The organism is Mucilaginibacter sp. L3T2-6 (assembly GCF_030519355.1).
Lineage (GTDB): Bacteria > Bacteroidota > Bacteroidia > Sphingobacteriales > Sphingobacteriaceae > Mucilaginibacter.
On the sequence record NZ_JAUMKC010000007.1, the window covers coordinates 31,764 to 57,375 of the forward strand.

The following is a 25,612-nucleotide window of genomic DNA, read 5'->3' on the forward strand; positions in this document are numbered from 1 at the left end:
CTGTAGATATTCATCCAAAGGCTTTCATAATAATTTTCTTCTAATCTTTCCCACGTTGTTCCCAAGGTGGGTGATTTTGTAGCCCCGACGGGAATCGAACCCATATCTAAAGTTTAGGAAACTTCTATTCTATCCGTTGAACTACAGGGCCATCTTGACTCCGGATTTATCGATCATCATTACCCGGCGAAAAGCTGTGCAAATGTGCGAATTTTGAATGAGTTAGGCAAATGGCTGATTGCAGATTTGAGAAGTTTTAAAAACTCTATACATCTTCCCCACACATCATCTTATCACCGAGCCGTTATGCATGTCTTCCGCTGGTGTAACAAAACTTAACTTACCTTCTGAATTTTCGGCCATCAATATCATACCCTGCGAAAGAATACCTTTTATCTCTCTTGGCTCCAGGTTAACCAACACACTTACTTTTTGGCCGATGATAGCCTCCGGCTCATAATATTCTGCAATGCCGGAGACGATAGTACGGGTATCCAGACCGGTATCTATACTTAGCTTCAGCAGCTTTTTAGTTTTGGCAACTTTTTCAGCGGTTATAATAGTTCCGGTGCGGATATCCATGGTTGCGAACGATTCATAGCTGATATTCTCCTTTGCAGCAACCAATGCCGGTTGCTTTGGGGCTGCCGCCGCCTTTTTATCGGCCAGCTTTTGCAGCTGTTTTTCTATGGCTTCGTCTTCAACCTTTTCAAACAGCAATACCGGCTGGTTCAGCTGGTGGCCGCTTTCAAACGCAACTTCCGCATCCATCGCTATGGCGCTGAATGGAATGTTGAGCATATCGACTACCTTCCTGACCGTGCCCGGCAAAAAAGGTTGCAGACACGCCGCTAAATGACCGATCAGAACCAAACTATTATGCAGTGCTTCCTTAGCTTGTTCAGGATTAGTTTTTATCGTCTTCCATGGCTCCTGCTCTGTTAAGTAGCGATTGCCCAGGCGGGCCATATCCATTACGCTTTGCAGTGCCTGCCTGAACCGGTATGCTTCAAGATTTACTTGTATATCGTCGTAAAGGCGGCCCAACCCGGCGTTTATATTTTTGTCGGTCAGCACAATTTTACCGGTTTCGTTTTCCACTTTGCCATCGTAAAATTTATGCATCAGTATCATCACGCGGTTTACGTAGTTGCCCAAAATAGCCACCAGCTCGTTATTTACACGGGCCTGGTAATCCTTCCAGGTAAACTCGCTGTCGCTGGTTTCGGGCAAGATTGACGTCAACACATAACGCAGTTCATCCTGTTTGCCGGGGAACTCTTCCAAGTACTCATGCAGCCAAACCGCATGATTTCTCGAAGTGGAAAGCTTATCACCTTCCAGGTTTAAAAACTCATTGGCAGGCACGTTCTGGGGTAAAATATATTCACCGTGCGCATGCAGTATCGATGGGAAAATAATACAATGGAAAACAATATTATCCTTGCCGATGAAATGGATCAGGCAAGAATCATCGGCCTCATTTGCTTGTTTTTTCCAGTACAATTTCCAGTCCTTGCCGTTATCTATAGCCCATTGCTTGGTTGCTGAAATGTAGCCGATGGGCGCATCCATCCACACATACAACTTTTTGCCTTTTGCTTCTTCCAGCGGCACGTCGATACCCCAGTCCAGGTCGCGGGTCATTGAGCGGGGTTGTAAACCCGACTTCAGCCACGATTTGCACTGTCCGTAAACATTTACTTTCCATTCGTCCTCCTTGGTCTCAATCCATTTTTCCAGCCAGGGCTGATATTTATCGAGCGGCAAAAACCAATGTTTAGTTTGTTTTAACACAGGAGTCTTTCCGCTCAGCGTTGATATCGGGTTAATCAGATCGGTTGGGTTAAGCGAGGTTCCGCAGTTTTCGCACTGGTCGCCGTATGCATTCGGATTACTGCAATTGGGGCAAGTACCGGTTATGTAACGATCAGCCAGGAATTGCTGAAAGTCCTCATCAAAATACTGCTCTGAGAATTTCTCAACAAATTCATCTTTTTCATATAGATTCAGGAAAAACTCCTGTGATAAGTCGTGGTGGATAGCAGATGAAGTACGGTGATAGATATCGAATGATATGCCGAATTCCTCGAAACTGGTTTTTATTTGCTGGTGATACTTATCGATAATAGCCTGTGGGGTGGTGTCTTCTTTTTTGGCTTTAATGGTGATAGCAGCGCCATGCTCATCCGATCCGCAGATGTACACCACGTCCTTTCTGAGTAGCCGCAGGTAGCGCACAAATATATCTGCAGGCAAATAAGCTCCCGCAAGATGGCCGATATGAAGCGGACCGTTAGCATAAGGCAATGCCGATGTTATTGTAAACCGTTTAAATTTATCTAATTGTGACATAACAGCGCAAAGATACCTTTTTTAGTCGGGAAGTCCGAAAGGCGGAAAAGTCGTTACTGAATAGTATATTGCCTAAATTGCGGCAGTTAACAACAGGATAATTTTTCAATAACTATGAGTGCAGTCCCTTCCGGATCTTCAGAACTTACGGACTCTCCGGTCGTTCCCCCTTATTTAAAAAAAGGAGATAAAATTGCCATCACCTGCCCGGCAAAAAAACTTCCGAACCCTATGACCGATGCCATTAGGCTGCTGCAATCGTGGGGGCTTGAAGTAATCTTAGGTGACACACTAAATGCTTCGTGGCATCAGTTTGCCGGTGATGACGCTTTCAGGGCAAGGGATTTACAGCGTTTTATTGACGACGACAGTATTAAGGCTATCATAGCTGCGCGGGGGGGGTATGGCACTGTAAGAATGATTGATATGGTTGATTTCAGCCGGTTTGCCACCAACCCCAAATGGGTTAGCGGCTTTAGTGACATTACCCTGCTGCATGCTCACCTATTCAATAATTTTAATGTCGCCAGTATTCACGGGCAGATGCCGATGACTATACCCGACGCAACCAAACGCTCGCTGGATACGCTCCGAAAAACATTTTTTGGTGAAACGTTAAATTACCAGCTTAAGCCTAACATTTTAAACAGGTGCGGAGAGACCGGGGGAGTCCTGATTGGAGGGAATCTTTCTATCCTTTTGTCTGCCTCAGGATCGGCATCTGATATGGATTACAGCGGAAAAATACTTTTTATCGAGGATATCGGCGAATACCTTTACAGTATCGACCGTATGCTGCGGACACTTAAGCGAGCCGGTAAACTGGCTCAACTAAAAGGCTTGATAGTGGGCGGATTTACCGATGTAAAAGATAATGATATCCCATTCGGGCAAACAGTTCCAGAAATTGTTATGGATGTGGTAAAAGACTACGACTACCCTGTTTGCTTTGATTTCCCGGCTGGGCACGTATCAGACAATTGCAGTCTCATACTCGGGCAGAAGCTTAGCTTATCGGTTGATGACCAAGTAGTAAATATCTGTTATTAATAATTTAAAAAGAACTAAAACGCAAATGGTTTGTAATAGATTTATTGCATCTAAGCTAACCTTCGGTCACCACTTAACTAAACTCTGTTAGAAATGGCACTTTTCAGCAAATTGGGAAATTACAGAAACTTTGGCGTGCTGGTTATCCGGCTGGGGCTGGGCATCATGTTTATATACCACGGTTATCCGAAAATAACAGGCGGCGTAAAAATGTGGGAAGGTGTTGGCAGCGCTGCGGGCCATGTTGGGATTCATTTCCTGCCGGTGCTGTGGGGGCTACTTGCGGCGCTGGCAGAAACAGTTGGCGGTGTACTGCTTATCCTGGGATTAGGCTTCAGGCTGGTTTGCCTTGTGCTTATTATCGATATGCTGGTCGCTATCTCATTCCATTTGCATCAAAGCGGCCCAATGGGCGGTGTTAACGGTGCTGCTCAAGCTATTGAAATGGCAGTGGTGTTTGCCGGTTTGTTATTTGTAGGGCCGGGTAAATATAGCGTGGATAAGAAATAGCGATTACCCTTAAATTAAAATTTTAATTAAAATAGTTTGTTTTTGGCATCGCATTTTGTACTTTAGATTAAAACCTAAATTCACAAAGTATGAAGCAACAATATAATATTCTTGAAAATCCACATCTGAAGTTTTTTAACGTTACGGTTTATGAAATTGGCGTTATATGACTACAGAAAACTTCATCATTTATCTATCCGGCATAACCCCACTAACACCAGCACTAATTGAAGAGCTTCACCGGGTATTAAAGGTAGAGTATTACAGGCCCCACCAGGTTTTATTTGTTAGCGGACAGCCCGAAAATCGCATCTGCTTTTTCAGCGCTGGGTTTGCAAGAAGCTATTACTATGACGCGTCTGGTGGCGAACAAACCGTAAGATTTTATAACGCAAGCGATATTCTTTTTTCGGTGGAGGGCTACTGGGGCTACGCCGGTTATTTTTATACCGAAATTCTTGAAGACACCACGCTAATAACGCTTAGATATAATGAATTGCAATGGCTGCAAGATCGTTTTAAGGAAACTGCATTACTAACCAGTACAATCCTCAACCGATTTTATTCGGAAGAGCACGAAAAGCAAAAATTAAGCTACCTCACCGCAGAAGAAAGGTTTAAGGAAATGAGAAAAAAACATCGTGACGTCTTTCAGAAGGCCCCTTTGAGAATGATAGCATCTTATTTGAATATGAGCAGGGAAACGCTTAGCCGTATGATAGCCAGATCGTGACGGTAGTCAATCAATCTTGTGATATTTGTCACATTGTTCGGTCATCAACCAATATAACTTTATATCGTAAGTTCTAACGGCAATTTAATTTATTAACCTTTTTACAAAATCGTCATGAAAAAACAAACAATTTCTGTTCTATGGATCCTGATGGCTGTAATTCCATTGGCGTCATTTAAGTCAAGTTCTGGTGCTGTTACTAAAAGAATCAATGGTCATTCATCAGTACAGAATTTAAAATCGTTCGTTGTATGCTTACAGAAAAAGCAAACGTATTACGACACAGGAATGACAACTAGCCGAAGCTTCACCAGACGCGTCTATTACGAGGTGTATGTAGACAGCGGTACAAATATTGTTGAAGTACAAGATCTTTCCACAAACACATATTACAGCGCGAGCGGATACAATTATCTTGCGACCGTGAACGGGTATCCTAACACGCCGTGTTCAAGCTTTACGGTATATGACAATGGCGTTCAAATAGATAGTTATGATGGCCCGTCAGGCGCTTAAAGCAATACCTAGGACCATAACGATTTAATATTTTTATCTATTAACTAATCTTACCATTATGAAAAGGCAAATTATCCCGGTCATTGTTGTATTACTATTTACTATTCCGTTTGTTACTCATAAACTCGCTATCCGGTCGGCCGGTCAAGTTGTCGGCGGCACCGATAAGAGTCAAACTACCGAATTTGGCGAATTTGATCACAATGGCACCATCTATGGAGTTTATGGTGATGCCGCCACAAACACGATCACGAGTGTTACTTTATTTTGGTCCGGCGTGCCGGTTTATTCGTTTTCCGGAACTTACCACCCTACGGGCTGGCCCATACCCCATGGTACAAATCCATGGGTGGAGAACATGACAGTTCAGGAGACATCTACAAGTACGCCGTTTAACATAGCTAGTGCCGAACTGCAATTTTATTGAACTTTTAGCAAGGGGCTGTTCTACCGCCGAGCAATGCGAACCGTTCCTATTCAAAAATCCGATTGTGCGCATCATGTTACAGTCGCATATTGCATCAAAAAAGAGACAGCCTCATAAATCAATTATGAGGCTGCTTTTTCTGTAATATCTTATGCTAATCAGCCAGGCTATTCTCCAAATCCTTGACATATTCTTCATCCCATATCCCAGGAGCCTTCCGATGCCCTAAAAGCGTCCGCATCCCAGTTAAGTATTTTCGTCCCGGTCCTCTTTTTAGTGATTTTTTATAGGTTTTATTTAGGCGTTTTAAAGAGCTTCAACAAACGGCCTTTTATTATTTCGGGTGCATTTTTTCTAAACGTGGGTATGTTCCTTACTATCAAAATAATGTAACTACTACGCTGACTTAGCGATATCACCGCCATCGGCCTTCCATTATTTGTAGATCGCAAATTACCCGATATACGATAATTTATGACAAGCTAAATTGCTAGTCATAGGGCTAGCCAAAAATTGTATCTATCAAAATAAAAATTAAATAAATCCGCCGCAAAAAGAAAAGCGACAGGTTATTCCCATCGCTTTTACCAGTTGACAATATTTCAATATTATTTGACTAAGCTATTTCCCAGGTCCTTTACATACTGCTCATCTACATCCCTGGACCCTTGCGATGCCATGAAAGCGTCCGCATCCCCGTTAAGCATTTTTTTCAGGGTGCTCTTTTTTAATGAAATGGATTTGGCCTTGCCGTCTTCCCCTACGAAATAATAACGCTCATTGTCTACGTATTCATCGTAGCGGTGCCCCATTTCCAGCACGCCGTCGGTATGATAATCAGCGCGGCTCAATTTGGTATCAGTTTTTTTATAGATTTTGTATTTCGGTGTGCTCAATAAAACCTCCACAAATTTTTTGTCGGTTATAGCAGGGGTATTCTCATAAGTATGTGGATGCCCTTTTTCGTACAGTGTGAATGTCTTTATCTGCGCGGGAGATATTGCCGCCATTGTTTTACCGTCATTAGTGAACATGATATTCCCGGCTATTTTGTCATAATTGTACATATTGCTCAGTTCAGCAATAAGGCCATCGTTCTTATTTATGCCATAACCCGGTACCCAATCCGAGTATAAATAACGGCTGCCGCGCGTAGGCTCCTGGGAAAATCCTTGCTTTACCTGTTGCTGGCTTGCATCCCCGCCAAACAATAGCTGGCCCTGCCGCAAAAATTCGCTGTTTATGGTTTCCTTTATCGACTTCATTGATTCAACACTGCCGGTATTTTCTCCTAACGGCAATATGATATCTATTTTTGATTTATTGTCAATTTTAACCTGGGCATTTTTATAATTATTTGCCGCGCCTTCCAGCGAAGATCCTGGATCTGCTGATAGCGAATAATTACCGGTTGAGTCAGCATACGTAGCGTAATTATGCTGAATGTCCCGGACAAAAGCGTAAGGAATAGGCTGGCCCTTTTGATTGCTTACAGTTCCGCTAACCGCGATAGTTTGGCCAAAGGTAACCGTAGCGGCAAGCACGGCTAATAACGTTGTTATAGTTGTCTTCATGTTATATTTTAGCACAGTTTTATGTGCTAAATATAACAACTATATTTTAAGTTAAGGTTGTTTTTCAAACTTAAACGACTGAAATAACTTTATCGGCCGGTAAAAAAAATGTTACATTGAATTATAATGAGAGTGCGTAGTTAAGGTCACGAAGATAATCGTCATCCACATCGCGGTCTCCCTGCGCGCTAACAAACTTATCGGCATCCCCGCCAAAAAGTTCCTTTATTGTCTTTTTCTTTAGCGATATCTGTTTCGGCTTATCTCCGGTTTTAACGAAAAAATAATGCACATTGTCCTCATATTCATCGTACCTATTGCCGGAGGTTATCACACCGTCTGTATGAAAATTAGCCTCCTGCAACTTCGTGTCCGTCTGTTTATACAACTTATACCGGGGAGTAGCTACAAGGATTTCTATCAAAGGCTTTTTACTTATCTCCGGAGCATTTACAAATACAAAAGGATGTGGTTTACCGTTAAATAAGCTAAATGATTTCACGCCGGCTATGTTAGCCTGCAGTATATTTTTTCCATCCCTGGTAAAAACAAGGTTCCCGGTTAACTTATCATAATTATATAAGTTATTGACGTCGTAAAGCAATGAATCACCGTTTGTTATGGCAAACCCGCGTGCCCATACAGTAAACAAATAAGGGCTGCCCCGGGTCGGTTCCTGCACAAACCCGGCCTTTACCGAAGTCGTACCACCTGCTTGACTTACTATAGTTTGTTTATTAAGATAGGCAGACAATGATGAGAGATTGCCGTTTAAATCATTAATAACAGCTGTTTTTGCGGACGATGATATTCCGTTTTGCATTACTATATCAATTGAAGCCTTACCATCAATTTTAACTCCAATATCGGCGTAACCGGGTGCAATCGCTAAAAGCGACGACGCAGGATCACCCTTAAGTATAAATGAGCCTGCCGAGTCGGTATAGGTGGCATAGTAATGCCCTTGGTCGCGAATAAATGCAAGTGGGATAGGTTGGCCCTCCCCGTTTTTAACTTTCCCGGTTAACGAGGCTGTTTGCGCAAAGCTGGTAGCTGATATTAACAGCAACAGAGCAAAAAAATGAACGATCTTCATGCCTTAAACGGTTTAAATATGGTACAATACACATGCATACCCATCATTACCAAAAACGCCCTTCATCCAAACAAAGGTCTCTAAAAATAAGAATTCTTTAGCAATCTGTAATAAAAAAAGCCGCTCGACAGAAATTTCTCGAGCGGCTTTCAAAAAAAAATCCTAAATTATCTTGGTCCTTTGTAAGTGTAAGTCTCATCGAAATGACACCTAACAACACCATCGCTAATCATCACATATTTCACCTGAATAGTCTTAGTACCGGGATCATATGCATTTACTCCACTTGGATCTAATTCTGCGGAACGCTTATGACTACCTGACAACTGTCCATAAGCATTTACTACAGAAACAACCTTGTTGGTAGCAGGATCAAAAGTAAATTCCGGTGAGAAACTGCCATAATAGCTCTGTGTTCCATCGCCTACGTTAAACAAAAATCCATACCCGCCCAAATCATTGTTGTAGATATCATTCGCGTTTGCTGAAATTGTTTCCAGATTTACGTTATACGGATATGGTCCGGTTGCAGCTGGAATGTTAGCGTCAGAATAACTGCCGGTAACATCATAATTGCCGTCATACTTGTTTTTTATGGCAATAGTAGCAAATATGGTGTCCTGGCTAACACCAGATGCTGTGTGCTGTTTTGAGAAACCGCCAAAATTAGTAATCACATAAGCTACTGCATACTGCTTCGAAAGATCAACTTTGCTCCCGTCAACATTGAAAATGATATTTTTCGCATAGTCGCCTCCTGCAAAATTCAACGTTAGGTCGCCATTGGCAGCAATTGACACGCCTGACTGCGTAGTGCTAAGGGTATAGATACTTGAAGGCAACAGTGTGTAATTAGCGCCCTTGGATGTGATGTAAGCCTGATCCATTGCTTTAAGCGATACAGTAACAGATTTCTGTAAATCAGCCTTACTAGCAGCATCACGACGTACAGTGAATAACGTTATTGGCTTGACGTCAGTAAATACATCAAAGAACTGATTGTTGGTTTGTGCCTGTTCGATATACACAAAGGTCTTACCTGACTCCTTTGCTTCCGTTCCTTTGAACGAGTCCTTCCGGCAGGCGCTGAAAAGGAACATCAGCGTGCAGCCAAGGACGGTATATTGTAAAAATTTATTTTTCATTTTAATAATATTTATGGTTTACAAACTATCATGAGTTTCACACAAATCTAGGCTCGGCTCATGATAGTTTTATATTCTGTTACAGCCAAATAATTACTTACCTAAGCCGATATCCCACCATACCTGGTTGTCTTGTGAATCGGTACCCGCTGTTGGAGTTTCTCTTGCGATGGCGGCATTTACGTTAACGCCATTAGTCTGCTGTTCAGAAGTAGCATATATATACCTTCTGACAATTTTCTTTGAGGAGTTACTCGCAGCGGGTGCAGGAGTAAGTACAGGATAACCTGTTTTACGCCAAATATCCCAGCCCATGTGGCCGTCAGGATAAGCGCTTACCCATTGCTGAACAGCAATATTTTTAGCATTCGCATCACCTGGGGTAGCAGAAATAGTTACGTTTGCGTTGCCAAGGTAAGCACCCGATGGCGTACCAGCACCCCACTGTTCAAATGACAATGCGATACCTCTTTGGTAAGTACCCACTAAATCACCTGTAACCCATCCGATGTTAATTGCTTCAGCAGTTGCCAGGGTAACTTCTGCCGCTGTAATTACATTCACAGTTGACCCGGCAGAACGCTTATCGGCGCGCTGAATTAAGGCCCAATCAGCATTAGCAGCTATATAATTGTTAGCATCGGTGCGGCTAACGCCGTAAGGCACACCGTCATCTGATGAAACAGTACCGCCGTCAGTAATACTAGGATCACTAAATGAGCCGCCTGTGAAGGTTTTCCTGGGATCATTTGTAGCTTTCAAATAATCGGTAAAAGTTTTGCTTTCAGCCCAGTCAGTCCTTCCATTGTAAAGGCCCCACCATGGCGATTTAAAGCTATCTCCCGGATAATCAATTGCGAAATTCTGGGCGTTTGTGGTAATCGGCCCTGCAGCCAAAGCAGCTTTAAATGCTGTGGCCGCCCAGTCTGAAGCTCCGGGCACCTTCTTTGAGGCCTGAATTGAAACCAGCATGATCAGAGAGTTGCCGGCTCTTTTCCATGAAGCAGCATCGCCGCCATAAAACAAATCACCGGGTACAGCACCGCCATCCATCGAAGCAACGGCTGCAGACACCTTCGAAATTATACCTTTATAGATATCTTCCTGCTTATCATAAACAGGGGTGATCGCTTTCAAGCCCTGCAACGCCTGGCTGTATGGAATGTCTCCAAAATTATCAGTGAGCACCCAAAAAATGTATTGCTGCAAAATTGTTGCAACCGCTACTGAGTTTTTGCTCTGCGCAAGGCCGATTACATTTTGGCAGTCCTCAAGGTCACCGTTATAATTGCCTACAAACGATGTGGCAGGAGCAGTGTATAATGATGTACCGGGATATTGTGTTTCGGAAAAATATTGTGCGTATGAGCCGCCTGCAAGAGAGCCGGTCGAAACGTACCCGCCCAAATTATTTTCAACGTTTGCCAATAGCGCGCCCACAATTGGTGTTCGCACCGCGCCGGGGTCGTTATTGGTTGTGCCAAACTCACTTGGCTTTTTACAGCCCACCGCTCCCCACAACAGTGCGGACGTAAGCGTGTATATAAAAATCTTTTTCATATCTAATAAATATTTTAATAATGTCTTCTATAGTCAACCGATCAGAAACCTACTTTTAAGTTGAAACCGATGCCTCTGGTGCCAGGCAACTGCGCCTGCTCACCTTGTACAGCACTGATTTGTGATGGATCAAAGTCTTTAGTTTTTGCATAGATTAACCAAAGGTCATGAGCCTGTACCTGGAATGATGCATTTTTTATGACGCTACCCAAACCAAGTTTCTTAACAGGGATACGGTATGAAATACCAACCTCGCGTAACTTGATGAAAGTCAGGTCATAAACAAACTCGTCTTCTGTGCCATTGTTAAAGTTGTTGTGATAGTAATCGTAAGCGCTTACATACATGCTTACAGGTTTACCATTTGCATCAACACCAACCTGGTGCACACCGCCGCCGTCGGCAACTGCATCACGAACAGGGTTACCCTTGTCGTTCAGGGCGCCTGTACGCTCAGTAGTACCGGAGAATGAGCCGAAGGCATCAGTTAAAGAAGCAAATTTACCGCCGAATTGGTAGTCGATGTTTACGTTAACTGAGAAGTCTTTGAATACATTGAAGGTGTTCTGCATACCACCGGTATGTTTTGGAAGCGCGCTGCCATAATACACGGCAGGGTTTCTTTGATAGAAGCCACTACCATCAAGGATTGGAACTCCAGCTGCATTACGCAGGATACCGGCGCCAAATATCTGACCAAATGCCATACCCTGACGCTGTACCAGGTAAGGAACTTGTGAGAAGGCATTGTAAGCTACAATGATCTGGTGCACATTATATTTATTGCTGATTTCCACTACTTTGTCTTCAAGCAGGTTTGAATAAGCTAAAGACACCTGCCATGAGAAATTAGGGACCCTAACCGGGTAGGCATTGATGTTAAGGTCGAAACCTTTTTTCTCCACGTCACCGAAGTTGGTTAGAATAGAGTTTACACCAGATGCACCGTTAACGCCGATTGCATAAGGGATGTCAACTTCAGAACCGGTCCAGTAAGTACCTGAGATACCGATACGGTCATTCAGGAACCTTAAGTCTAAACCAAGTTCTTTCTGGGTTACTGTAGAACCATGAATTTTAGGGTCAACGCTTTGGTCAGGAGTGGTCATTAATAATTGACCATTAAATTTCTGTGCGCTTACACCGTATGAAGCACCTGGGTAACGGTAAGCTCCAAAATCCTCATTGCCATAACCTAACGCTTTTGGTATCTGACCATACGTTGCACGTAATTTACCATAGCTTAACCATTTTTCCTGGCTTTTCAGTAAATCACTGAATACAAATGACAGACCGAATGATTTAGACAATACGTCATTTTTTTGCTGAGGGAAAGTTGAGAACCAGTCGTTACGAACTGACCCGTCTAAATAGATCAGGTCTTTCCAGCTAACAGCGGCGTGGCCTAAAATAGCATTATATGCTTCGGTAACCCTTGAGTTACCAATTATAGGCGCATCCTTACTGTTGTTAACTGTATAAAGATCCGGAATAGTTAAACCGTTATTGGTAGCTGCTGAATTAGACTTAGCTGTAGAGTTAAACCGGTCGGTACCTAAGTTAGCGTCAACTGTAAAGTCCTTTACTTTCTTGTGATAAGTAGCCAAGAATTCTAAGTTTTCGCGGTTCGAATAGCTATTAGATGTACCATAGTATGCTTTCACACCGGTCTGGGTAGCGCCGATTTCCAGTGCAGTAGGGGTAATCTGTTCGCTCCAGATAGTATTTTGCTGCTTACGGTAAGTAACCTTAAAATTTAAGTCGTTGTTAACTTTATAAGTTAAGGCTATGTTTCCGAACAAACGGTCGCGGTTAGAATGGTATTGAGCCTGGTCCTGGTAAGTGTAATAGTTGTACCAGTAGTTTGCACCATAAAATGCAGTCGGGTTAGCGGGGTTCCATGCATTTGGGTCATTGTGGTTCCATGTAGCATATTGCTCAGGACCATATTGCAAACCTCTCAGCTCTTTCAGAATACCCATATCGATATCACGGTGGAACCATTGAGTGAAGCCGCCTGTACCAAGGTTAGCATAACCGTCAGCAACAATACCATGCAGTTTTTGGTTAGTATAGTTAATACTGGTCGACAATGACAAGTGCTTGTTCAGATCGTAGCTATAGTTCAGGTTCAAAGTATTTCTTTTTAAATCCTGATCAGGAAGAAGACCTTTCTGATATACGTTACCGTAGCTTAATTTAATGTTATAGTCGTCGCCTGCCTTGTTAAAGGTAACACTGTTATCCAGCAAAGGAGCTGTCTGGAAGAATTGCCTGTTGTTGTCTGGCTGCGGTACCCATGAGGCTGTTTTGCCGGTGTATTTTGTGCCAGCATACCATGCATACCATGGAATATATTCCTGGCCAACCATTTTAGGACCCCAGCTGCTGTCATCAGAATAATCAGGGTAGTATTTTCCGCTTAATGATTTCCAATGATCAGGATCGCCTTGTTTCCAAATATATTGGGTAAACAATGGGTTGTTACCACCGCCATAGGTATTTTGATACCTTGGAAGAATGTAAGCCTTGTCCCAGGTAGCGCCTATGCGCAGGTCAACGCCAAGACCACCGTTCTTTTTAGCTTTTGCAGTTGTGATAACGATAGCACCGTTAGCACCCTGCGAACCTAACAATGCAGCTGCTGCTGCACCTTGCAGTACGGTAACACTCTCAACGTCGTCCAGGTTCAAGTCATCCACGTTTGGCAGGATAGTACCGTCAACCACATAAAGCGCGCCAACGCCTGCTCCGAAACCGGAAGCACCACGAAGCCTAACTTCAGTGTTACGGCCAAGTGCTGCAGCCGATTGGCTACGTACCTGGATACCTGCAACTTTACCAGCTAACGCGTTGTTGATGTTGGGCTCACGAACGGTGTTCAGCTCTGTAGCGCTAACTACCTGTGCCGAGTTTGAATTCGAACGGGCGGTTTGCTTAATACCGTAACCGCTGGTTACCACAACCTCTTTCAATTCATTGGCATTGGTTTCCAGGGAGGCATTTAAAACATCCGCAGCACCAATTTCTAAAGTTAGTCTTTTGTAACCTACAAAAGTAAAGGCTAATGATTTTGCCGATGCTGGCACTTTGATGGTAAATTTACCATAGTCGTTGGTTTGAGTACCAACTTGGGTTCCTGGCACTGTAACACTTACCCCAGGAAGCGGAAGACCGTCATCCTTTCCGGTAACTGTACCAGTAATTGTTCGATTTTGTGCAAATGCATGCGTCACAAACAACGCCATGAAACACAAACTTACTAGTAAAAGTTTTTTCATTTCGTTAATAATAAGATCAGTTAATAGTTAATTAATCATAAAAGTAGTGTTACATTATCAGAATGTCAAGCTAAATCTAAAAAAACATCGCTTTTTTTTAAAAAAAACTAACTTTTCGCTTTTTCGTAAACTTTTTCAGTACTATGTATTGCATAATACAATTTAAAACATATATCTTTGTAACATGATTGTTGAAAACACACAAACCCAAATGCGGAAAGGAATACTGGAGTATTGCATTCTTTCCATTATAGCAAAGGGCGAAACATATGCTTCGGACATTATATCCGAATTAAAAAAAGCCCAACTGCTTGTAGTTGAGGGTACTTTGTATCCCCTGCTTACCCGTTTAAAAAACAACGGCCTGCTAACTTATAACTGGGTGGAAAGCACTTCAGGGCCGCCAAGAAAATATTACATACTATCTGATGAAGGAAAAAAAGTACTTGAACAGTTGGACAAAACGTGGGAAGAATTGGCGTTTGCCGTACAAACAGCCATTGGGGACAGAAAATAGATAACCTGAAATTATTATCAATCATGAACAAAACGATAATCATCAATATAAACGGCATCGTATTCCACATAGAAGAGGATGCCTACGAGATACTTAAAAACTATATGACGGAGGTAAAACGTCATTTCTCGAACTCGGCCGATAGCCTTGAAATAACCACTGATATTGAAAACCGCATTGCCGAAATGTTTGGCGAAGTGCTTCTAAAAGACAACAGGCAGGTTATTGTTGAACAGGACGTTAACCAGGTGGTTGAGCAAATGGGCAGCGTTGCTGATTTTGAGACTGCAGATGCCAGCGAGGATCAGTCTGCCTATATAAACGCACCTGTTAACCGCCGTCTTTTTCGCGATCCTGATGATCACCTTGTTGCCGGCGTATGCGCAGGCATAGCCAACTATTTTAACATCGATACTGTTTGGATAAGGCTTGCCTTTGCTTTATTTATCCCTGTTGGTGGCAGCGGGCTGCTGCTGTACCTGATCCTTTGGATAATTGTCCCGAAAGCGACAACCCGTGCCGATAAAATGGCCATGAAGGGCGAGAAGCAAAACCTGCAGGGCTTTAAAAAGAATTTTGAAGAGGAAATGAGTTCAATGCGCCAAAATCTTTCAAACTTTGGCCACGAAGCCAAACCATTCGTATATAAAGCGCGCGATTTTGTCGGTGACTTTTTTCATCACCTCGGGGTGTTTTTTAATGGCGCAGGCAAAGTGCTTGTGAAGTTAACAGGTATTGCTATTTTGCTGGCCGCTTTTGGCGCCGCAGTTTTCCTTGTTGTTGTGTTCATTGGCATGCTTGCTTTCCACGCCGATTTTGGGGAACACTTCTTTCCTTTCAGAATAATTAAAAACGAGCTTGCTAACCAGGTAATACTTACCTCGTTCCTGGTAGCATTCATCCCGGTGGTCACCATTATACTGGTAACGTTTAAAGGCATATTTAACGTAGGCAATGTGGGTAAATCAACAGGAACGGTTTTGCTGGTACTGTGGTTGTGCTCATTAGGCATGCTCATATTTTTTGCCACCAAGATTGCCTCGGGCTTCAGGGAGCAGGCCACGCTCACAGAAACTGTTGACGTAAAGCCAACTAAAAACAACGTGTATTACCTTAAACTAAATGATATTAAGTACTTCTCGCACGAGGACAGTGTGAGGCTTGATATCAAAAACAATTTCAGGAATATGGTAGTGACCGATGATGATTACAACGGCTTCCATGACGAACCGAGAAGCGTTACCCTTTTTGTAGAACACAGCGATGTAAGCACACCTCGGCTTGAAGAAACTTTTCGGGCCAACGGAAGCAATTATGAGGCAGCCTTATATAATGCGCGTAATACTACGTATGAGTTTCACCAGCAGGATACCGTTATTAAATTTGATTATGCGGTTCGGCGCAGGCCAAACATGTCGTGGCATGCCGAAGAGGTTACCCTTACCTTAAAGCTGCCTTTAAATGCTAAAGTGATTATTGACCAGAAACTTGACAATTATATACAAGGCGTTAACTTGTATGAATGCCGCGACTTAAACAGGCGCGACAACAAGGCTAACTACTCCGTCTTTACGATGACCGATAATGGTTTGCAATGCAAGGTGGACACCGGTGAGGTGATGAAAAAGGACAGCCTTGGGGTTGATTCTGCAAAAAGATAGCAGAACTATAATCAATCTGCCATGCTAAGGTTTATTTTTCATATAGCGATGGGATTAAGACTCCATCGCTATTTTTATGCCCGTTACGGTTGTTTTAGCGGTAAATTAAGTGCAGATAGTAGTAAACGCCTGAAGTTTTCGCCGACGAAAAATGCCCGTTTACCGATGAAAAATGCCCGCTGACCAAAAAGCTGAAAATACGGTGTAACCTTGGGATAGCTTTTTACATCTTACCTTAAAACGACACAAACACGACTAAAGCACTATGAACAGAACTACACCTATATAATATATAGTATAATTTACCGGCCGGGAAACACCCGGAAATTCAGCACTTATTTTATAATATTTTAAAAAGAACAAAATTCTTTTACGGGTATGTTATTGCCCAAAAAACACTTCGACATGAAACCACTCCTGATAAAGACATTAACTATCTTGCTACTTGCTTTTACTGGTATTACCGCTGCTTTTGCGCAACCATCAAAAACATCGTCCAGGATAACAGGCGCATTAACAGATGAAAAAGGCAAGCCTATGGACTTCGCTACCGTTACTTTGCTTAAAGCAGCCGATTCGTCGGTTGTAAAGGGAACATTAAGCAACGAGAATGGCACTTATTCTTTCGACCACATAAACAGCGGCACCTACATTATAAAAGCAACAGTAGTTGGTTACGAGAAAGCTATCAGCCCTGCATTTACAGTGGACGGCAGCGATGCCGTTACGGTGCCTCAAATAAAAATGCAGCAGGCCAGTCACGCCCTGAGTGCCGTAACCGTAACCGCGACGAAACCCCTGATTGAACGCAAGGTTGACCGTACGGTAATGAATGTTGAAAACAGCGTACTGGCCGCTGGCAACTCCGCCCTTGAAATATTGGAACGCGCACCCGGCGTTTCGGTGGATAAAGATGACAACATCAGCCTTAAAGGTAAACAAGGCGTAACAGTAATGATAAATGATAAACTAACTTATCTTACGTCGGCCCAGCTGGCTACCTTACTCCGCTCAACCGACGGAACCACAATTCAATCAATCGAAATCATCACTAACCCTTCCGCGAAATACGACGCTGCCGGCAATTCGGGTATTATTAATATCAAACTAAAAAAGAACAGACAAACAGGCACCAACGGCAGCATTACAGTTGGGGTAGGTAAAGGTAAATATGGCCGCGACAACAGCACGCTGCAGCTGAACCATAAGGTTGGCAACGTAAATATATTTGGTTCTTTCAGTCATGACGACAACAAACGTTTTCAGGATATTGGCTTAAAACGTATCGTTACTGATACCGCCGGTCACCAAACCTATTTTAACCAATATACTGGCATGCCGCAGAGCCGCCACAACAATAGTTACCGCCTTGGCGCCGATATTAATACATCATCAAAAAATACTTTTGGTTTTGTGGTTAATGGCTACTTCAACTCGGAGTACGACAGTAATGATAACCGGACCTACATAGGACCGAATTTTACACAGGTGGATTCATCATTGCGTACCGTTACGGGTATTAACCAAACTTATCACAGCTTTGCTGCCAATTTAAATGATACTTATAAAATTGATACTACAGGCCAGCAGATCAGTGCAGATGTTGATTACTCAAAATTCAAGAACAACACAACAGCGCAATACGTTACCGACTTCTTTTTAGCTGATGGTAGTTTGCAGCACCCACAGGCATTCCTGGGTAACCTTACTCCTTCGACTATCGACATAAAGACCGCCAAAGTTGATTACACCAATCCGCTAAGCAAAACCCTGAAAATGGAAGCCGGCCTGAAATACAGCGACGTAAAAACAGATAACGACCTCAGAGAAAAACTGGCCGCCGGTGACGCCTATCAAAGCACCAATCATTTTATGTATGATGAAAAAATCAGCGCGGGCTATTTAAACTTTAACAAAGATTATAAAGGCACTTCTGTACAGCTTGGCCTGCGTGCTGAGTATACCAGCTCAAATGCAAACGGCGATTCATCAAACGTAGTGCAGCATATTGCCCGTCATTACCTTAACTTGTTCCCCAGTTTATTTGTAAACCATACCTTTAATGATAAAAACGAAATGAGCTTTTCGTACAGCCGCCGGATAGACCGCCCGCAGTATGATAACCTTAATCCTTTTGTTTATCGTTTGGATCCTTATACTTATCAAAAAGGCAACCCTTATTTAAAGCCACAATACACTAATAATTTTGAAGTGAACTACACTTATAATAAGAACACAACCCTGACGCTCGGTTATAGCCGCACTACCGACGTAATGACCGAAGTACCCGGTACAGACCCGGCAACAAAAGTGGCATTTGTGACACAGCAAAACCTGCAGGTGCAAAACAGCTATAACGCTAATCTTTATTCCAACTATACGATAACCAAATGGTGGACAGGCGACATCAATGCAACCGCATTCTACCTGGGCTTCAAATCAAACGGACTAGAGGGCGGTAATTTAGATAAAGGCCAGTTTGCCTACCAGTTTCGCGCCACCGAAACATTTACGCCTCTAAAGGGTTATAAATTTGAGGTTACTCCAAACTACCAGTCGGCATTAACTTATGGTTTGTTTAGTGTGCACCCTCAATATTCTGTTGATGCAGGTGTGAGCCACTCATTTGCCAATAAAAAAGCCAACGTTAAGTTTTCTGTAAGCGATATATTTAATACACGTCGTAATGATGTAACCACCAAATACCAAAACATCGATCTGGATATACGGCAAAAACGCGACAGCCAGGTTGCCCGCCTGACATTCACCTACAACTTTGGCAACAGTAAAATTAAAGCCCGCCAGCACAGAACCGGCGCCGATGATGAGAAAGGAAGGGTGAAGGGGCAATAAGCAACGCCCAGCCCGTAAAGGGAGCTTCTGATTGTCTATTTACATTTAACGAAAGAGGTTGTCCCAAATTGAGACAGCCTCGTTTATTTTAGGTGATTATTAGTATAGCAAAGGCATGAAAATAAAGGTAGGTTTTAAGGACTAACCGGACAGCTGATCTTTTACTGTATAAGGTGGAGGAGTTAGTACAATTGGGTCATTTGGCACATATCTTAGCCAAGCTGTTATCAGCTATATATCAAGCCATGGGCCGAAAATACAAAGACGGAAGAAGGCACAAATCCATTGGTGAAGGTACAAATTAATGTAGATACCAACCAGGCTAATCAATAACTTTCACTTAACGGAGGGATACCTTTTTCGTCAGAAATATTGTCTGTTTTTTTCTTCTTCTTACTGAACAAGTCTTTTATTTTATCCCATGTACTCATTACAGTATCTTCAGAAATAAAGTGCGATGCCTTTTGAGATATCAAGCCGACAATGGCTTTTACTAAAAAGCCTGATTTGCGAAAAATGGTTTTGTTAAGTGTAAATGGCAACAGGAAACGGGATATCAATCCAACCAAATCCTGGTCGAAAAAGCTGGCACTTTTACCTTCGGGGGTAAGCGTTCGGGGAAACAATGTGCCTAAAGTCGACAGTGTTGCCGAGAAATTTTTAAAGCGCTGGCCGATGGCAATGCTTTGCTCCCGTTCCACGTCTTTAAGCCTTATAATTTCGGCCCTTAAATCGCTTTGATTCCGCACAGGTAAATCCATTTATATTAACTTTTAAAAATCTTCTGGATTAAGGCATTAACAATCGGCCCCTCGATTGCACGCTTGTTAAATTTAATAGCCAACGCAATTAGCAGGTAAATAATAGCCACACAGCCAAACCCCATCCAATCCGCGCCAAATACACTGCCTAAATAAAATGCCAGTGTAAAGCTGGCGAATATGAAAGCCAGCACCATACTCATCGCTACTACAACGTCGGCAATAAGGCTGGCTGCAATAGAGGTGCCGCCTTCAATAGCCTGGTACTTTGCCAATTTTATACGTGTTTCGGCATAGTCCCTAAGTTGGTCAAGAATGGGTTGTGGCGGAGTATCTTTTCCTTCTTCCATATTGTTTAAATCTTAAGTCTAGGTCTTGAGTCAGAGGCAATCAGAGACTCAAGACTTAAACTCATAATTAATTTATGCATGCTCCAGGTCATCCTGGTACTCTTCTTCTGCACCGCTGATTTTGGATTTAACATTATTTACAACCTTGTCCTTCAGGTTAATCAAATTCTCCAGCTCGGCTGAAGCAGTTTCTTTTATTGAATCGCCCAGATTTTTTAACGACTCTGACAGCTTATCACGCGTCTCTGTACCCTTATCGGGTGCAAACAATACGCCTAATGCAGCTCCTGCCGCCAGCCCTACCAGCAAGGCGACAACTACTTTTGAATTATCGGTCATATACTATAAATTTTGAAGTTGAATAATTGTTTTGATTTTTTTTAGTTCACAGGTAATAAGTACGCAAGTCAGTCAAGGTAGCCACATGCACCATATCATAGACGCTAAAACAGGCTGTTAGTTACTTTTCACGGCACCCATACAAATTTAGCTTATTTTTTCTGCTATGGGGTATAAACTATAATTATGGGTTGCAACTCTCACTCACCCGGGCCTGTCCGTATTCGTTCAAGCCTGTCTGCGGCCATCCGGTTGGTTTCATATATCTCCAATAATAGTAAAAAATATGATAACAGTAATGGCCCAAACACCAAACCCAAAATACCGAAAAGCGGAATACCTATGAATACGCCGATGATAGATATAATCGGGTGGGTATTACCGACGCGCCGGTTAATAATCATCCGTAAAACATTATCGATATTACCAATAAACAACAAGCCAAATGCCATTAACGCAATGCCTTTAAAGGTATGTCCGCCCGCTATCAAAATGATACCTGCCGGTATAGTTAAAGTAGGCGCACCGACCACCGGCAGGAAAGAAATAAAAGTCCCGATTACGCCCCAGAAAATGGGGTCGGGTATACCAAACGCGTAAAAGCCCATAGCCAGCAAGGTTCCCTGCGTAAGGGCTATAATGCCTTGCCCCAAAACGTTAGAATAAGTTGAATTGCGCAGGGCGACTGCAAATTTTACCGTATGCTGTTCACGAAAAGGGGCATACTTCAGCAGGCCGGCTTCAAACTGATATATTTGGGTAAACATAAAATACATCAGAAAATACATCACCAGTAAGGTTATGATGATGTTTGCCGCGCTTCCCAATATAGATGGGAACAAATCCGTTGCATAAGCGCCTAACTTTTGCAGTGTGTTTTCAGCCAGGTGTGGCTGATTAAAATTACGGCCGGCATAATCGTCAATTTTTTCTACCCACTCCTGCAGGTTAAATGTATCCTTGTTGATACCGGAGATTTTGCCCACCACCATAATGCTTAACGACATTAAAGGAATAATAACAAGAATAAGCGAGGTAAATATGATGAGCAGGGCAACCAGCGTTTTGTTCCAGCCTTTCTTTTCAGTAAGGTGCAAATAAACCGGGCGGAAAATGGTAAAAAAAACAATCGCCCCAAGGATAGAACTGAATAAGCTGCTCAGTGCGTAAACCAAAAAACAGCCAAGTATTACAATGGCCGTTAGTATGATATTATTGCGTTGTTTGTAGTTAAAAACTGACATTAAGGCTTAAATAATACCTAATATAACGCAAGTAATTGAAAATGTTTTGGGGCGGGAATAATAAAGTTAGTGGAGCCGGATTACGTTGATGTATTTTTCCGGCAAGATTATAAATGGTACGGGCTACTTATAGATTAAGTATCTCCATTCTCTTATTCAACCTGGTCTACTTCCTTCAGCAAGGTATCAATCTTTGCAGAACTCAGGGAAATCGAATCGAGATAAAATACACAATCCTCTGTCATTTCAGGTATTTCGTAACGTAGCTGCTCAATGGCCAATAATATGTTTGACAGCTGGTTCTTGACATCATGCTTTAAAGCCCGCAACGACCGCCTCGAGGCGCCTGCGGCCTGCTTCTTTTCGGTTTTTGCAGTGTCTTTCATACTATTTAATGTTAATGGCTTTCATTTTATTATACAAAGTCTTTCGGTCAATGTTTAATATCTCAGCTGCGCGGGTTTTATTGAAATTAACCTCCCTTAAAACTTTTAGTATCGTTTCATACTCTGCTTCAAGTGCAGCATTCTTTAAGTCGTGCTTATTCTCTTTTATTTCCTGCATCTCGGCAACCGGTGAATAATCGTATGACGGCTGCCTGAAGTTCGAAATTTCTAACGGCAGCGCTTTCATCATTATTTCGTTACCTTCCGTAAGCAGGGTTGCCCGGCGCACTACGTTCTTCATCTCGCGGATATTACCCTGCCAGCGGTAGTTCATAAAGCTTTCTACTACTTCGGGCGAGAACGAGGTTACGTTACGGCCAAGTTCCTGATTAGCAATTCGAAGAAAGTGTTCGGCGAGCAGCATAATATCAGCGCCCCGTTCGCGCAATGGTGGTATATAAATGCCGAACTCATTAAATCGGTGGTATAAATCTTCCCTGAAGCGCCCTTTTTGTATACTTTCAAGCAGGTTTTCATTGGTAGCCACTATAATGCGAACGTCAAGGTTAATCTCTTTGGTGCTTCCTATCCGCTTTACTTTTCGCTCCTGTACAGTCCGTAGCAGTGCGGCTTGTATTTCGTATGAAAGGTTGCCAACTTCGTCTAAAAACAACGTTCCCCCATTAGCCATTTCAAAGTGGCCGATCTTGGTGTACAAGGCCCCCGTAAACGAACCTTTTTCATGACCAAAAAATTCACTGGCGGCCAATTCTTTTGTTAATGAGCCACAATCCATCGCAATAAAAGGCTGATTGTATCGCGGGCTGTTCAGGTGTATACTCTTGGCGACTGATTCTTTACCGGTACCGCTCTCGCCCATAATAATAACACTGTAATTAGTCGGCGCTACCAGTTCAATCTGGCGCATGAGCTCTTTCGACACCTTGCTGGTTCCGGTAACAAATTCATTGCTAAATGCCTGTTTCTTGGTTTCACGGCTCGAGGCAGTAGGTTTATCGTAGGTAACTTTCTCCGTTTCCTTATCTTCAACCAGGGCATGATGAGTTTCAATAGCCTTGGTTATAGTGTTTAAAATTTCGTCGGGATATAATGGTTTGGTAATATAGTCATAAGCGCCCATCTTTATGAGTTCAACAGCCATCTTGATATCGGAGTAACCAGTAATTATAATTACACCGGTTTTTGGATATTGGGTCTTGATATTCTTAAGCATTTCGCGGCCATCAGTATCCTCCAGTCTGAAATCACAGAGCACCAGGTTAAAGTTTCCATTTTTCAGGTACTCCATCCCTATTGTCCCTGTCGAGGCGGTGGTAACATCAAAGCCATTGCGCGTTAAAAATTTCGAGAGCAGTAACGCAACATTAACTTCATCATCAATGATGAGAATTTTTTTCATAAAGCGGTTTCTATTAACTAATGGGCGGCATTTTTAAATGTTGATTAACATACTCATCCGCTAATTTATAAATTTAATCCCATCATACGTTGAACTCAACTAAAAAGTTATATAAACGAAAAAAAGAGGCTGGTGCCTCTTAGTTTTTACGTAGATATAGGGCGGATTCTGAGTCAGGAACCGAGAGTCAAGATGCAGACCGGATGACCTGCTACCAGTAACCTTGACTCCAGGTTCTTGATTTTAGTAATGACAATTACAGTCCGAATGCGTAAGCAACGCGCAGACCAAAGAAGTTTACTTTGCTGTCATCAATACCTGTTACAAACTTAGTTGATGATTCAAACCTTACGCCTGCATCAATGTAGCTCGAACCGCCAACAGGGAACTGGTAGCCAACCTGCGGAGCGTAAACAAATGCAGCAGATTTATCAAAGCCCAAATCAGATTTGTTTAAAAGGAATGCAGCGCCCGCTTCGCCCTGTACATACAGGTGTGGTACCACAAAATATTTTAAACCGGCCTTAACAGGCAGCAACTGAATGTTGGTTACATCGCCGCTTACCTGGCCATTTGGGGTAGTAATAGTGTAGTTGTTTTTACCCTGAATGCTGTTATAACCGGCATTAACAGTAACGAACAAGTTTTGAGCAACCGGTATATCGGCCTGAACCGAGCCACCGATAGTAAAATTGTAAGCGTTAGAAAGGTTACCCGTCGGGATACCGGCATCAGCGCCTATGCTAAGGATTACTCCGTTTGATGAAGATGATGTTGAGGTAGTTGTTTTTGTTGCAGTTTGTGCTTTTGCGCCCAGGGTCAATCCGGCAAATGCTAAAACTAAAGCTGAGATTTTTAATGTACTTTTCATATCAAATGTGTTATTAAATTGTTGTGTTTTTATAAACACAGCGCAAAGTAACAGCACAAATCAGCAGAATTTTTTCATCCTATTGTCACGATTATTCAATCGTTTGATTAACAATGCATTAATTTTGACCATTTCTTGGATTCGGTCAGGACGATGTCAAATTTACCGCTTAAATGCCCTTAAAAGCAGGTTTTCGTTTCTCAAGAAAAGCCAAGACACCTTCCTTAAAGTCCTCTGTTCCGAAACAATTACCGAATTCCTCAATTTCTATTTCGTATCCGTCCTGATCATTGTGAAGGCCGGCATTTATAGCTTTTATAGCTGCGGCCACAGCCAGGGGTGCTCGCGATAATATTTTATTTAGCAGATCTTCTGCTTTAGGCAATAGCTCTTCCTGGCCTACCACAGCATTAACAAGGCCCAGGCGGTGGGCTTCCTCAGCGGTGATCATATCTGCCGTCATAATCATTTCCAGAGCTTTTCCTTTACCTACCAGCTGGGTAAGGCGCTGGGTGCCGCCATAACCTGGAATCAAGCCAAGAGTAACTTCGGGGAGGCCCATTTTTGCATTACCAGATGCTATCCGGATATGACACGCCATAGCCAATTCCAGGCCGCCCCCTAAAGCAAACCCATTTACAGCTGCAACAACTGGCTTATTGCCATTTTCGATAAAATCAAAAACTGAATGATGACCGTGCCTTGCTAATGCATGCCCCCCGGCCACATCAAGCCCCGCAAATTCAGCAATGTCCGCACCTGCTACAAAGGCCTTTTGTCCTGCACCGGTAATGATGATACCACCGACTGCAGAGTTGCAAAAGGCATCGCTTAATGCTGTATGTAATTCGGCAAGTGTATCCTTGTTTAGCGCGTTCAGTTTGCTTTCGCGGTTGATGATAATATATTGAATTCGGCCTTTATTCTCGATTAATAAATTCTGGAACGACATAACTGCTGCTG

The 25,612-nt window shown here is 42.7% G+C and carries 22 protein-coding genes and 1 tRNA gene; 8 read left to right on the forward strand and 15 right to left on the reverse strand.

What is annotated here, in order from left to right; all coding sequences use genetic code 11:
• Nucleotides 1–79 precede the first annotated feature (79 nt).
• Nucleotides 80–151: transfer RNA gene (locus Q3W13_RS09790), tRNA-Arg, on the reverse strand.
• Between the two features lie 134 nt (nt 152–285).
• Nucleotides 286–2,355 carry a methionine--tRNA ligase gene (metG, locus tag Q3W13_RS09795; RefSeq protein WP_302863334.1) on the reverse strand — a complete coding sequence of 690 codons (2,070 nt, stop codon included), beginning with the start codon at nt 2,353–2,355 and terminating at the stop codon, nt 286–288.
• Nucleotides 2,356–2,469: 114 nt separating this feature from the next.
• Here metG and Q3W13_RS09800 point away from each other — a divergent pair, with 114 nt between their 5' ends.
• The 5 genes from Q3W13_RS09800 (at nt 2,470) to Q3W13_RS09820 (ending at nt 5,591) form a co-directional block, all read left to right on the forward strand.
• Nucleotides 2,470–3,405 carry an LD-carboxypeptidase gene (locus tag Q3W13_RS09800; RefSeq protein ID WP_302863335.1) on the forward strand — a complete coding sequence of 312 codons (936 nt, stop codon included), beginning with the start codon at nt 2,470–2,472 and terminating at the stop codon, nt 3,403–3,405.
• A gap of 93 nt (nt 3,406–3,498) precedes the next feature.
• Nucleotides 3,499–3,915: a DoxX family protein gene (locus Q3W13_RS09805; protein WP_302863336.1), complete on the forward strand. Its 417-nt coding sequence runs from the start codon at nt 3,499–3,501 to the stop codon at nt 3,913–3,915.
• A gap of 166 nt (nt 3,916–4,081) precedes the next feature.
• Complete coding sequence (locus Q3W13_RS09810; RefSeq protein ID WP_302863338.1) at nt 4,082–4,648, forward strand: Crp/Fnr family transcriptional regulator; 567 nt, start codon at nt 4,082–4,084, stop codon at nt 4,646–4,648.
• 288 nt (nt 4,649–4,936) lie between these two features.
• The gene (locus tag Q3W13_RS09815) at nt 4,937–5,164 is read left to right on the forward strand and encodes a hypothetical protein (RefSeq protein ID WP_302863339.1); all 228 of its coding nucleotides are present in this window, start codon (nt 4,937–4,939) and stop codon (nt 5,162–5,164) included.
• Between the two features lie 58 nt (nt 5,165–5,222).
• Nucleotides 5,223–5,591 (forward strand): hypothetical protein, encoded by a 369-nt coding sequence (locus Q3W13_RS09820; RefSeq protein ID WP_302863341.1) that lies wholly within the window; start codon nt 5,223–5,225, stop codon nt 5,589–5,591.
• Between the two features lie 608 nt (nt 5,592–6,199).
• Here Q3W13_RS09820 and Q3W13_RS09825 read toward each other — a convergent pair.
• The 5 genes from Q3W13_RS09825 to Q3W13_RS09845 form a co-directional block, all read right to left on the reverse strand.
• Nucleotides 6,200–7,165 (reverse strand): carboxypeptidase-like regulatory domain-containing protein, encoded by a 966-nt coding sequence (locus Q3W13_RS09825; protein ID WP_302863342.1) that lies wholly within the window; start codon nt 7,163–7,165, stop codon nt 6,200–6,202.
• A gap of 121 nt (nt 7,166–7,286) precedes the next feature.
• Nucleotides 7,287–8,261, reverse strand: coding sequence for a carboxypeptidase-like regulatory domain-containing protein (locus Q3W13_RS09830; RefSeq protein WP_302863343.1), 975 nt, complete (start codon nt 8,259–8,261; stop codon nt 7,287–7,289).
• A gap of 167 nt (nt 8,262–8,428) precedes the next feature.
• A complete protein-coding gene (locus Q3W13_RS09835; protein ID WP_302863344.1) occupies nt 8,429–9,406 on the reverse strand; it encodes a DUF1735 domain-containing protein in 978 nt (325 codons plus the stop codon).
• A 93-nt stretch (nt 9,407–9,499) separates the two neighbouring features.
• Entirely contained in the window at nt 9,500–10,966 is a 1,467-nt protein-coding gene (locus Q3W13_RS09840) for a SusD/RagB family nutrient-binding outer membrane lipoprotein (protein ID WP_302863346.1), read from the reverse strand.
• Nucleotides 10,967–11,007: 41 nt separating this feature from the next.
• Nucleotides 11,008–14,247: a SusC/RagA family TonB-linked outer membrane protein gene (locus tag Q3W13_RS09845; RefSeq protein ID WP_302863347.1), complete on the reverse strand. Its 3,240-nt coding sequence runs from the start codon at nt 14,245–14,247 to the stop codon at nt 11,008–11,010.
• 184 nt (nt 14,248–14,431) lie between these two features.
• Between Q3W13_RS09845 and Q3W13_RS09850 the strand changes: the two genes are divergently transcribed.
• The 3 genes from Q3W13_RS09850 (at nt 14,432) to Q3W13_RS09860 (ending at nt 19,278) form a co-directional block, all read left to right on the forward strand.
• Complete coding sequence (locus Q3W13_RS09850; RefSeq protein ID WP_302863350.1) at nt 14,432–14,764, forward strand: PadR family transcriptional regulator; 333 nt, start codon at nt 14,432–14,434, stop codon at nt 14,762–14,764.
• Nucleotides 14,765–14,787: 23 nt separating this feature from the next.
• Nucleotides 14,788–16,425, forward strand: a complete 1,638-nt coding sequence (locus Q3W13_RS09855) for a PspC domain-containing protein (RefSeq protein ID WP_302863351.1) — start codon at nt 14,788–14,790, stop codon at nt 16,423–16,425.
• Nucleotides 16,426–16,830: 405 nt separating this feature from the next.
• Entirely contained in the window at nt 16,831–19,278 is a 2,448-nt protein-coding gene (locus Q3W13_RS09860) for a TonB-dependent receptor (protein ID WP_302863352.1), read from the forward strand.
• A gap of 326 nt (nt 19,279–19,604) precedes the next feature.
• On the opposite strand, the gene Q3W13_RS09865 is transcribed toward Q3W13_RS09860, so the two are convergent.
• The 8 genes from Q3W13_RS09865 to Q3W13_RS09900 form a co-directional block, all read right to left on the reverse strand.
• Nucleotides 19,605–20,039: a hypothetical protein gene (locus Q3W13_RS09865; RefSeq protein WP_302863353.1), complete on the reverse strand. Its 435-nt coding sequence runs from the start codon at nt 20,037–20,039 to the stop codon at nt 19,605–19,607.
• A gap of 5 nt (nt 20,040–20,044) precedes the next feature.
• Nucleotides 20,045–20,389, reverse strand: coding sequence for a phage holin family protein (locus tag Q3W13_RS09870; protein WP_302863355.1), 345 nt, complete (start codon nt 20,387–20,389; stop codon nt 20,045–20,047).
• Nucleotides 20,390–20,461: 72 nt separating this feature from the next.
• Nucleotides 20,462–20,728, reverse strand: coding sequence for a YtxH domain-containing protein (locus Q3W13_RS09875; protein WP_302863356.1), 267 nt, complete (start codon nt 20,726–20,728; stop codon nt 20,462–20,464).
• Between the two features lie 200 nt (nt 20,729–20,928).
• Nucleotides 20,929–21,972, reverse strand: coding sequence for an AI-2E family transporter (locus Q3W13_RS09880; protein ID WP_302863357.1), 1,044 nt, complete (start codon nt 21,970–21,972; stop codon nt 20,929–20,931).
• Nucleotides 21,973–22,124: 152 nt separating this feature from the next.
• Nucleotides 22,125–22,358: a hypothetical protein gene (locus Q3W13_RS09885; protein ID WP_302863358.1), complete on the reverse strand. Its 234-nt coding sequence runs from the start codon at nt 22,356–22,358 to the stop codon at nt 22,125–22,127.
• Between the two features lies 1 nt (nt 22,359).
• On the reverse strand, nt 22,360–23,778 hold the full coding sequence (locus Q3W13_RS09890) for a sigma-54 dependent transcriptional regulator (protein WP_302863359.1): 1,419 nt from the start codon (nt 23,776–23,778) through the stop codon (nt 22,360–22,362).
• 256 nt (nt 23,779–24,034) lie between these two features.
• The gene (locus Q3W13_RS09895; RefSeq protein ID WP_302863360.1) at nt 24,035–24,649 is read right to left on the reverse strand and encodes a hypothetical protein; all 615 of its coding nucleotides are present in this window, start codon (nt 24,647–24,649) and stop codon (nt 24,035–24,037) included.
• Between the two features lie 169 nt (nt 24,650–24,818).
• Nucleotides 24,819–25,601 carry an enoyl-CoA hydratase-related protein gene (locus tag Q3W13_RS09900; protein ID WP_302863361.1) on the reverse strand — a complete coding sequence of 261 codons (783 nt, stop codon included), beginning with the start codon at nt 25,599–25,601 and terminating at the stop codon, nt 24,819–24,821.
• Between the last annotated feature and the right edge of the window lie 11 nt (nt 25,602–25,612).

What these genes read in the sequence shown, in the direction of transcription:
- metG (WP_302863334.1), bottom strand. Translation starts at nt 2,355, where the DNA reads ATGTCACAATTAGATAAATTTAAACGGTTTACAATAACATCGGCATTG.
- Q3W13_RS09800 (WP_302863335.1), top strand. Translation starts at nt 2,470, where the DNA reads ATGAGTGCAGTCCCTTCCGGATCTTCAGAACTTACGGACTCTCCGGTC.
- Q3W13_RS09805 (WP_302863336.1), top strand. Translation starts at nt 3,499, where the DNA reads ATGGCACTTTTCAGCAAATTGGGAAATTACAGAAACTTTGGCGTGCTG.
- Q3W13_RS09810 (WP_302863338.1), top strand. Translation starts at nt 4,082, where the DNA reads ATGACTACAGAAAACTTCATCATTTATCTATCCGGCATAACCCCACTA.
- Q3W13_RS09815 (WP_302863339.1), top strand. Translation starts at nt 4,937, where the DNA reads ATGACAACTAGCCGAAGCTTCACCAGACGCGTCTATTACGAGGTGTAT.
- Q3W13_RS09820 (WP_302863341.1), top strand. Translation starts at nt 5,223, where the DNA reads ATGAAAAGGCAAATTATCCCGGTCATTGTTGTATTACTATTTACTATT.
- Q3W13_RS09825 (WP_302863342.1), bottom strand. Translation starts at nt 7,165, where the DNA reads ATGAAGACAACTATAACAACGTTATTAGCCGTGCTTGCCGCTACGGTT.
- Q3W13_RS09830 (WP_302863343.1), bottom strand. Translation starts at nt 8,261, where the DNA reads ATGAAGATCGTTCATTTTTTTGCTCTGTTGCTGTTAATATCAGCTACC.
- Q3W13_RS09835 (WP_302863344.1), bottom strand. Translation starts at nt 9,406, where the DNA reads ATGAAAAATAAATTTTTACAATATACCGTCCTTGGCTGCACGCTGATG.
- Q3W13_RS09840 (WP_302863346.1), bottom strand. Translation starts at nt 10,966, where the DNA reads ATGAAAAAGATTTTTATATACACGCTTACGTCCGCACTGTTGTGGGGA.
- Q3W13_RS09845 (WP_302863347.1), bottom strand. Translation starts at nt 14,247, where the DNA reads ATGAAAAAACTTTTACTAGTAAGTTTGTGTTTCATGGCGTTGTTTGTG.
- Q3W13_RS09850 (WP_302863350.1), top strand. Translation starts at nt 14,432, where the DNA reads ATGATTGTTGAAAACACACAAACCCAAATGCGGAAAGGAATACTGGAG.
- Q3W13_RS09855 (WP_302863351.1), top strand. Translation starts at nt 14,788, where the DNA reads ATGAACAAAACGATAATCATCAATATAAACGGCATCGTATTCCACATA.
- Q3W13_RS09860 (WP_302863352.1), top strand. Translation starts at nt 16,831, where the DNA reads ATGAAACCACTCCTGATAAAGACATTAACTATCTTGCTACTTGCTTTT.
- Q3W13_RS09865 (WP_302863353.1), bottom strand. Translation starts at nt 20,039, where the DNA reads ATGGATTTACCTGTGCGGAATCAAAGCGATTTAAGGGCCGAAATTATA.
- Q3W13_RS09870 (WP_302863355.1), bottom strand. Translation starts at nt 20,389, where the DNA reads ATGGAAGAAGGAAAAGATACTCCGCCACAACCCATTCTTGACCAACTT.
- Q3W13_RS09875 (WP_302863356.1), bottom strand. Translation starts at nt 20,728, where the DNA reads ATGACCGATAATTCAAAAGTAGTTGTCGCCTTGCTGGTAGGGCTGGCG.
- Q3W13_RS09880 (WP_302863357.1), bottom strand. Translation starts at nt 21,972, where the DNA reads ATGTCAGTTTTTAACTACAAACAACGCAATAATATCATACTAACGGCC.
- Q3W13_RS09885 (WP_302863358.1), bottom strand. Translation starts at nt 22,358, where the DNA reads ATGAAAGACACTGCAAAAACCGAAAAGAAGCAGGCCGCAGGCGCCTCG.
- Q3W13_RS09890 (WP_302863359.1), bottom strand. Translation starts at nt 23,778, where the DNA reads ATGAAAAAAATTCTCATCATTGATGATGAAGTTAATGTTGCGTTACTG.
- Q3W13_RS09895 (WP_302863360.1), bottom strand. Translation starts at nt 24,649, where the DNA reads ATGAAAAGTACATTAAAAATCTCAGCTTTAGTTTTAGCATTTGCCGGA.
- Q3W13_RS09900 (WP_302863361.1), bottom strand. Translation starts at nt 25,601, where the DNA reads ATGTCGTTCCAGAATTTATTAATCGAGAATAAAGGCCGAATTCAATAT.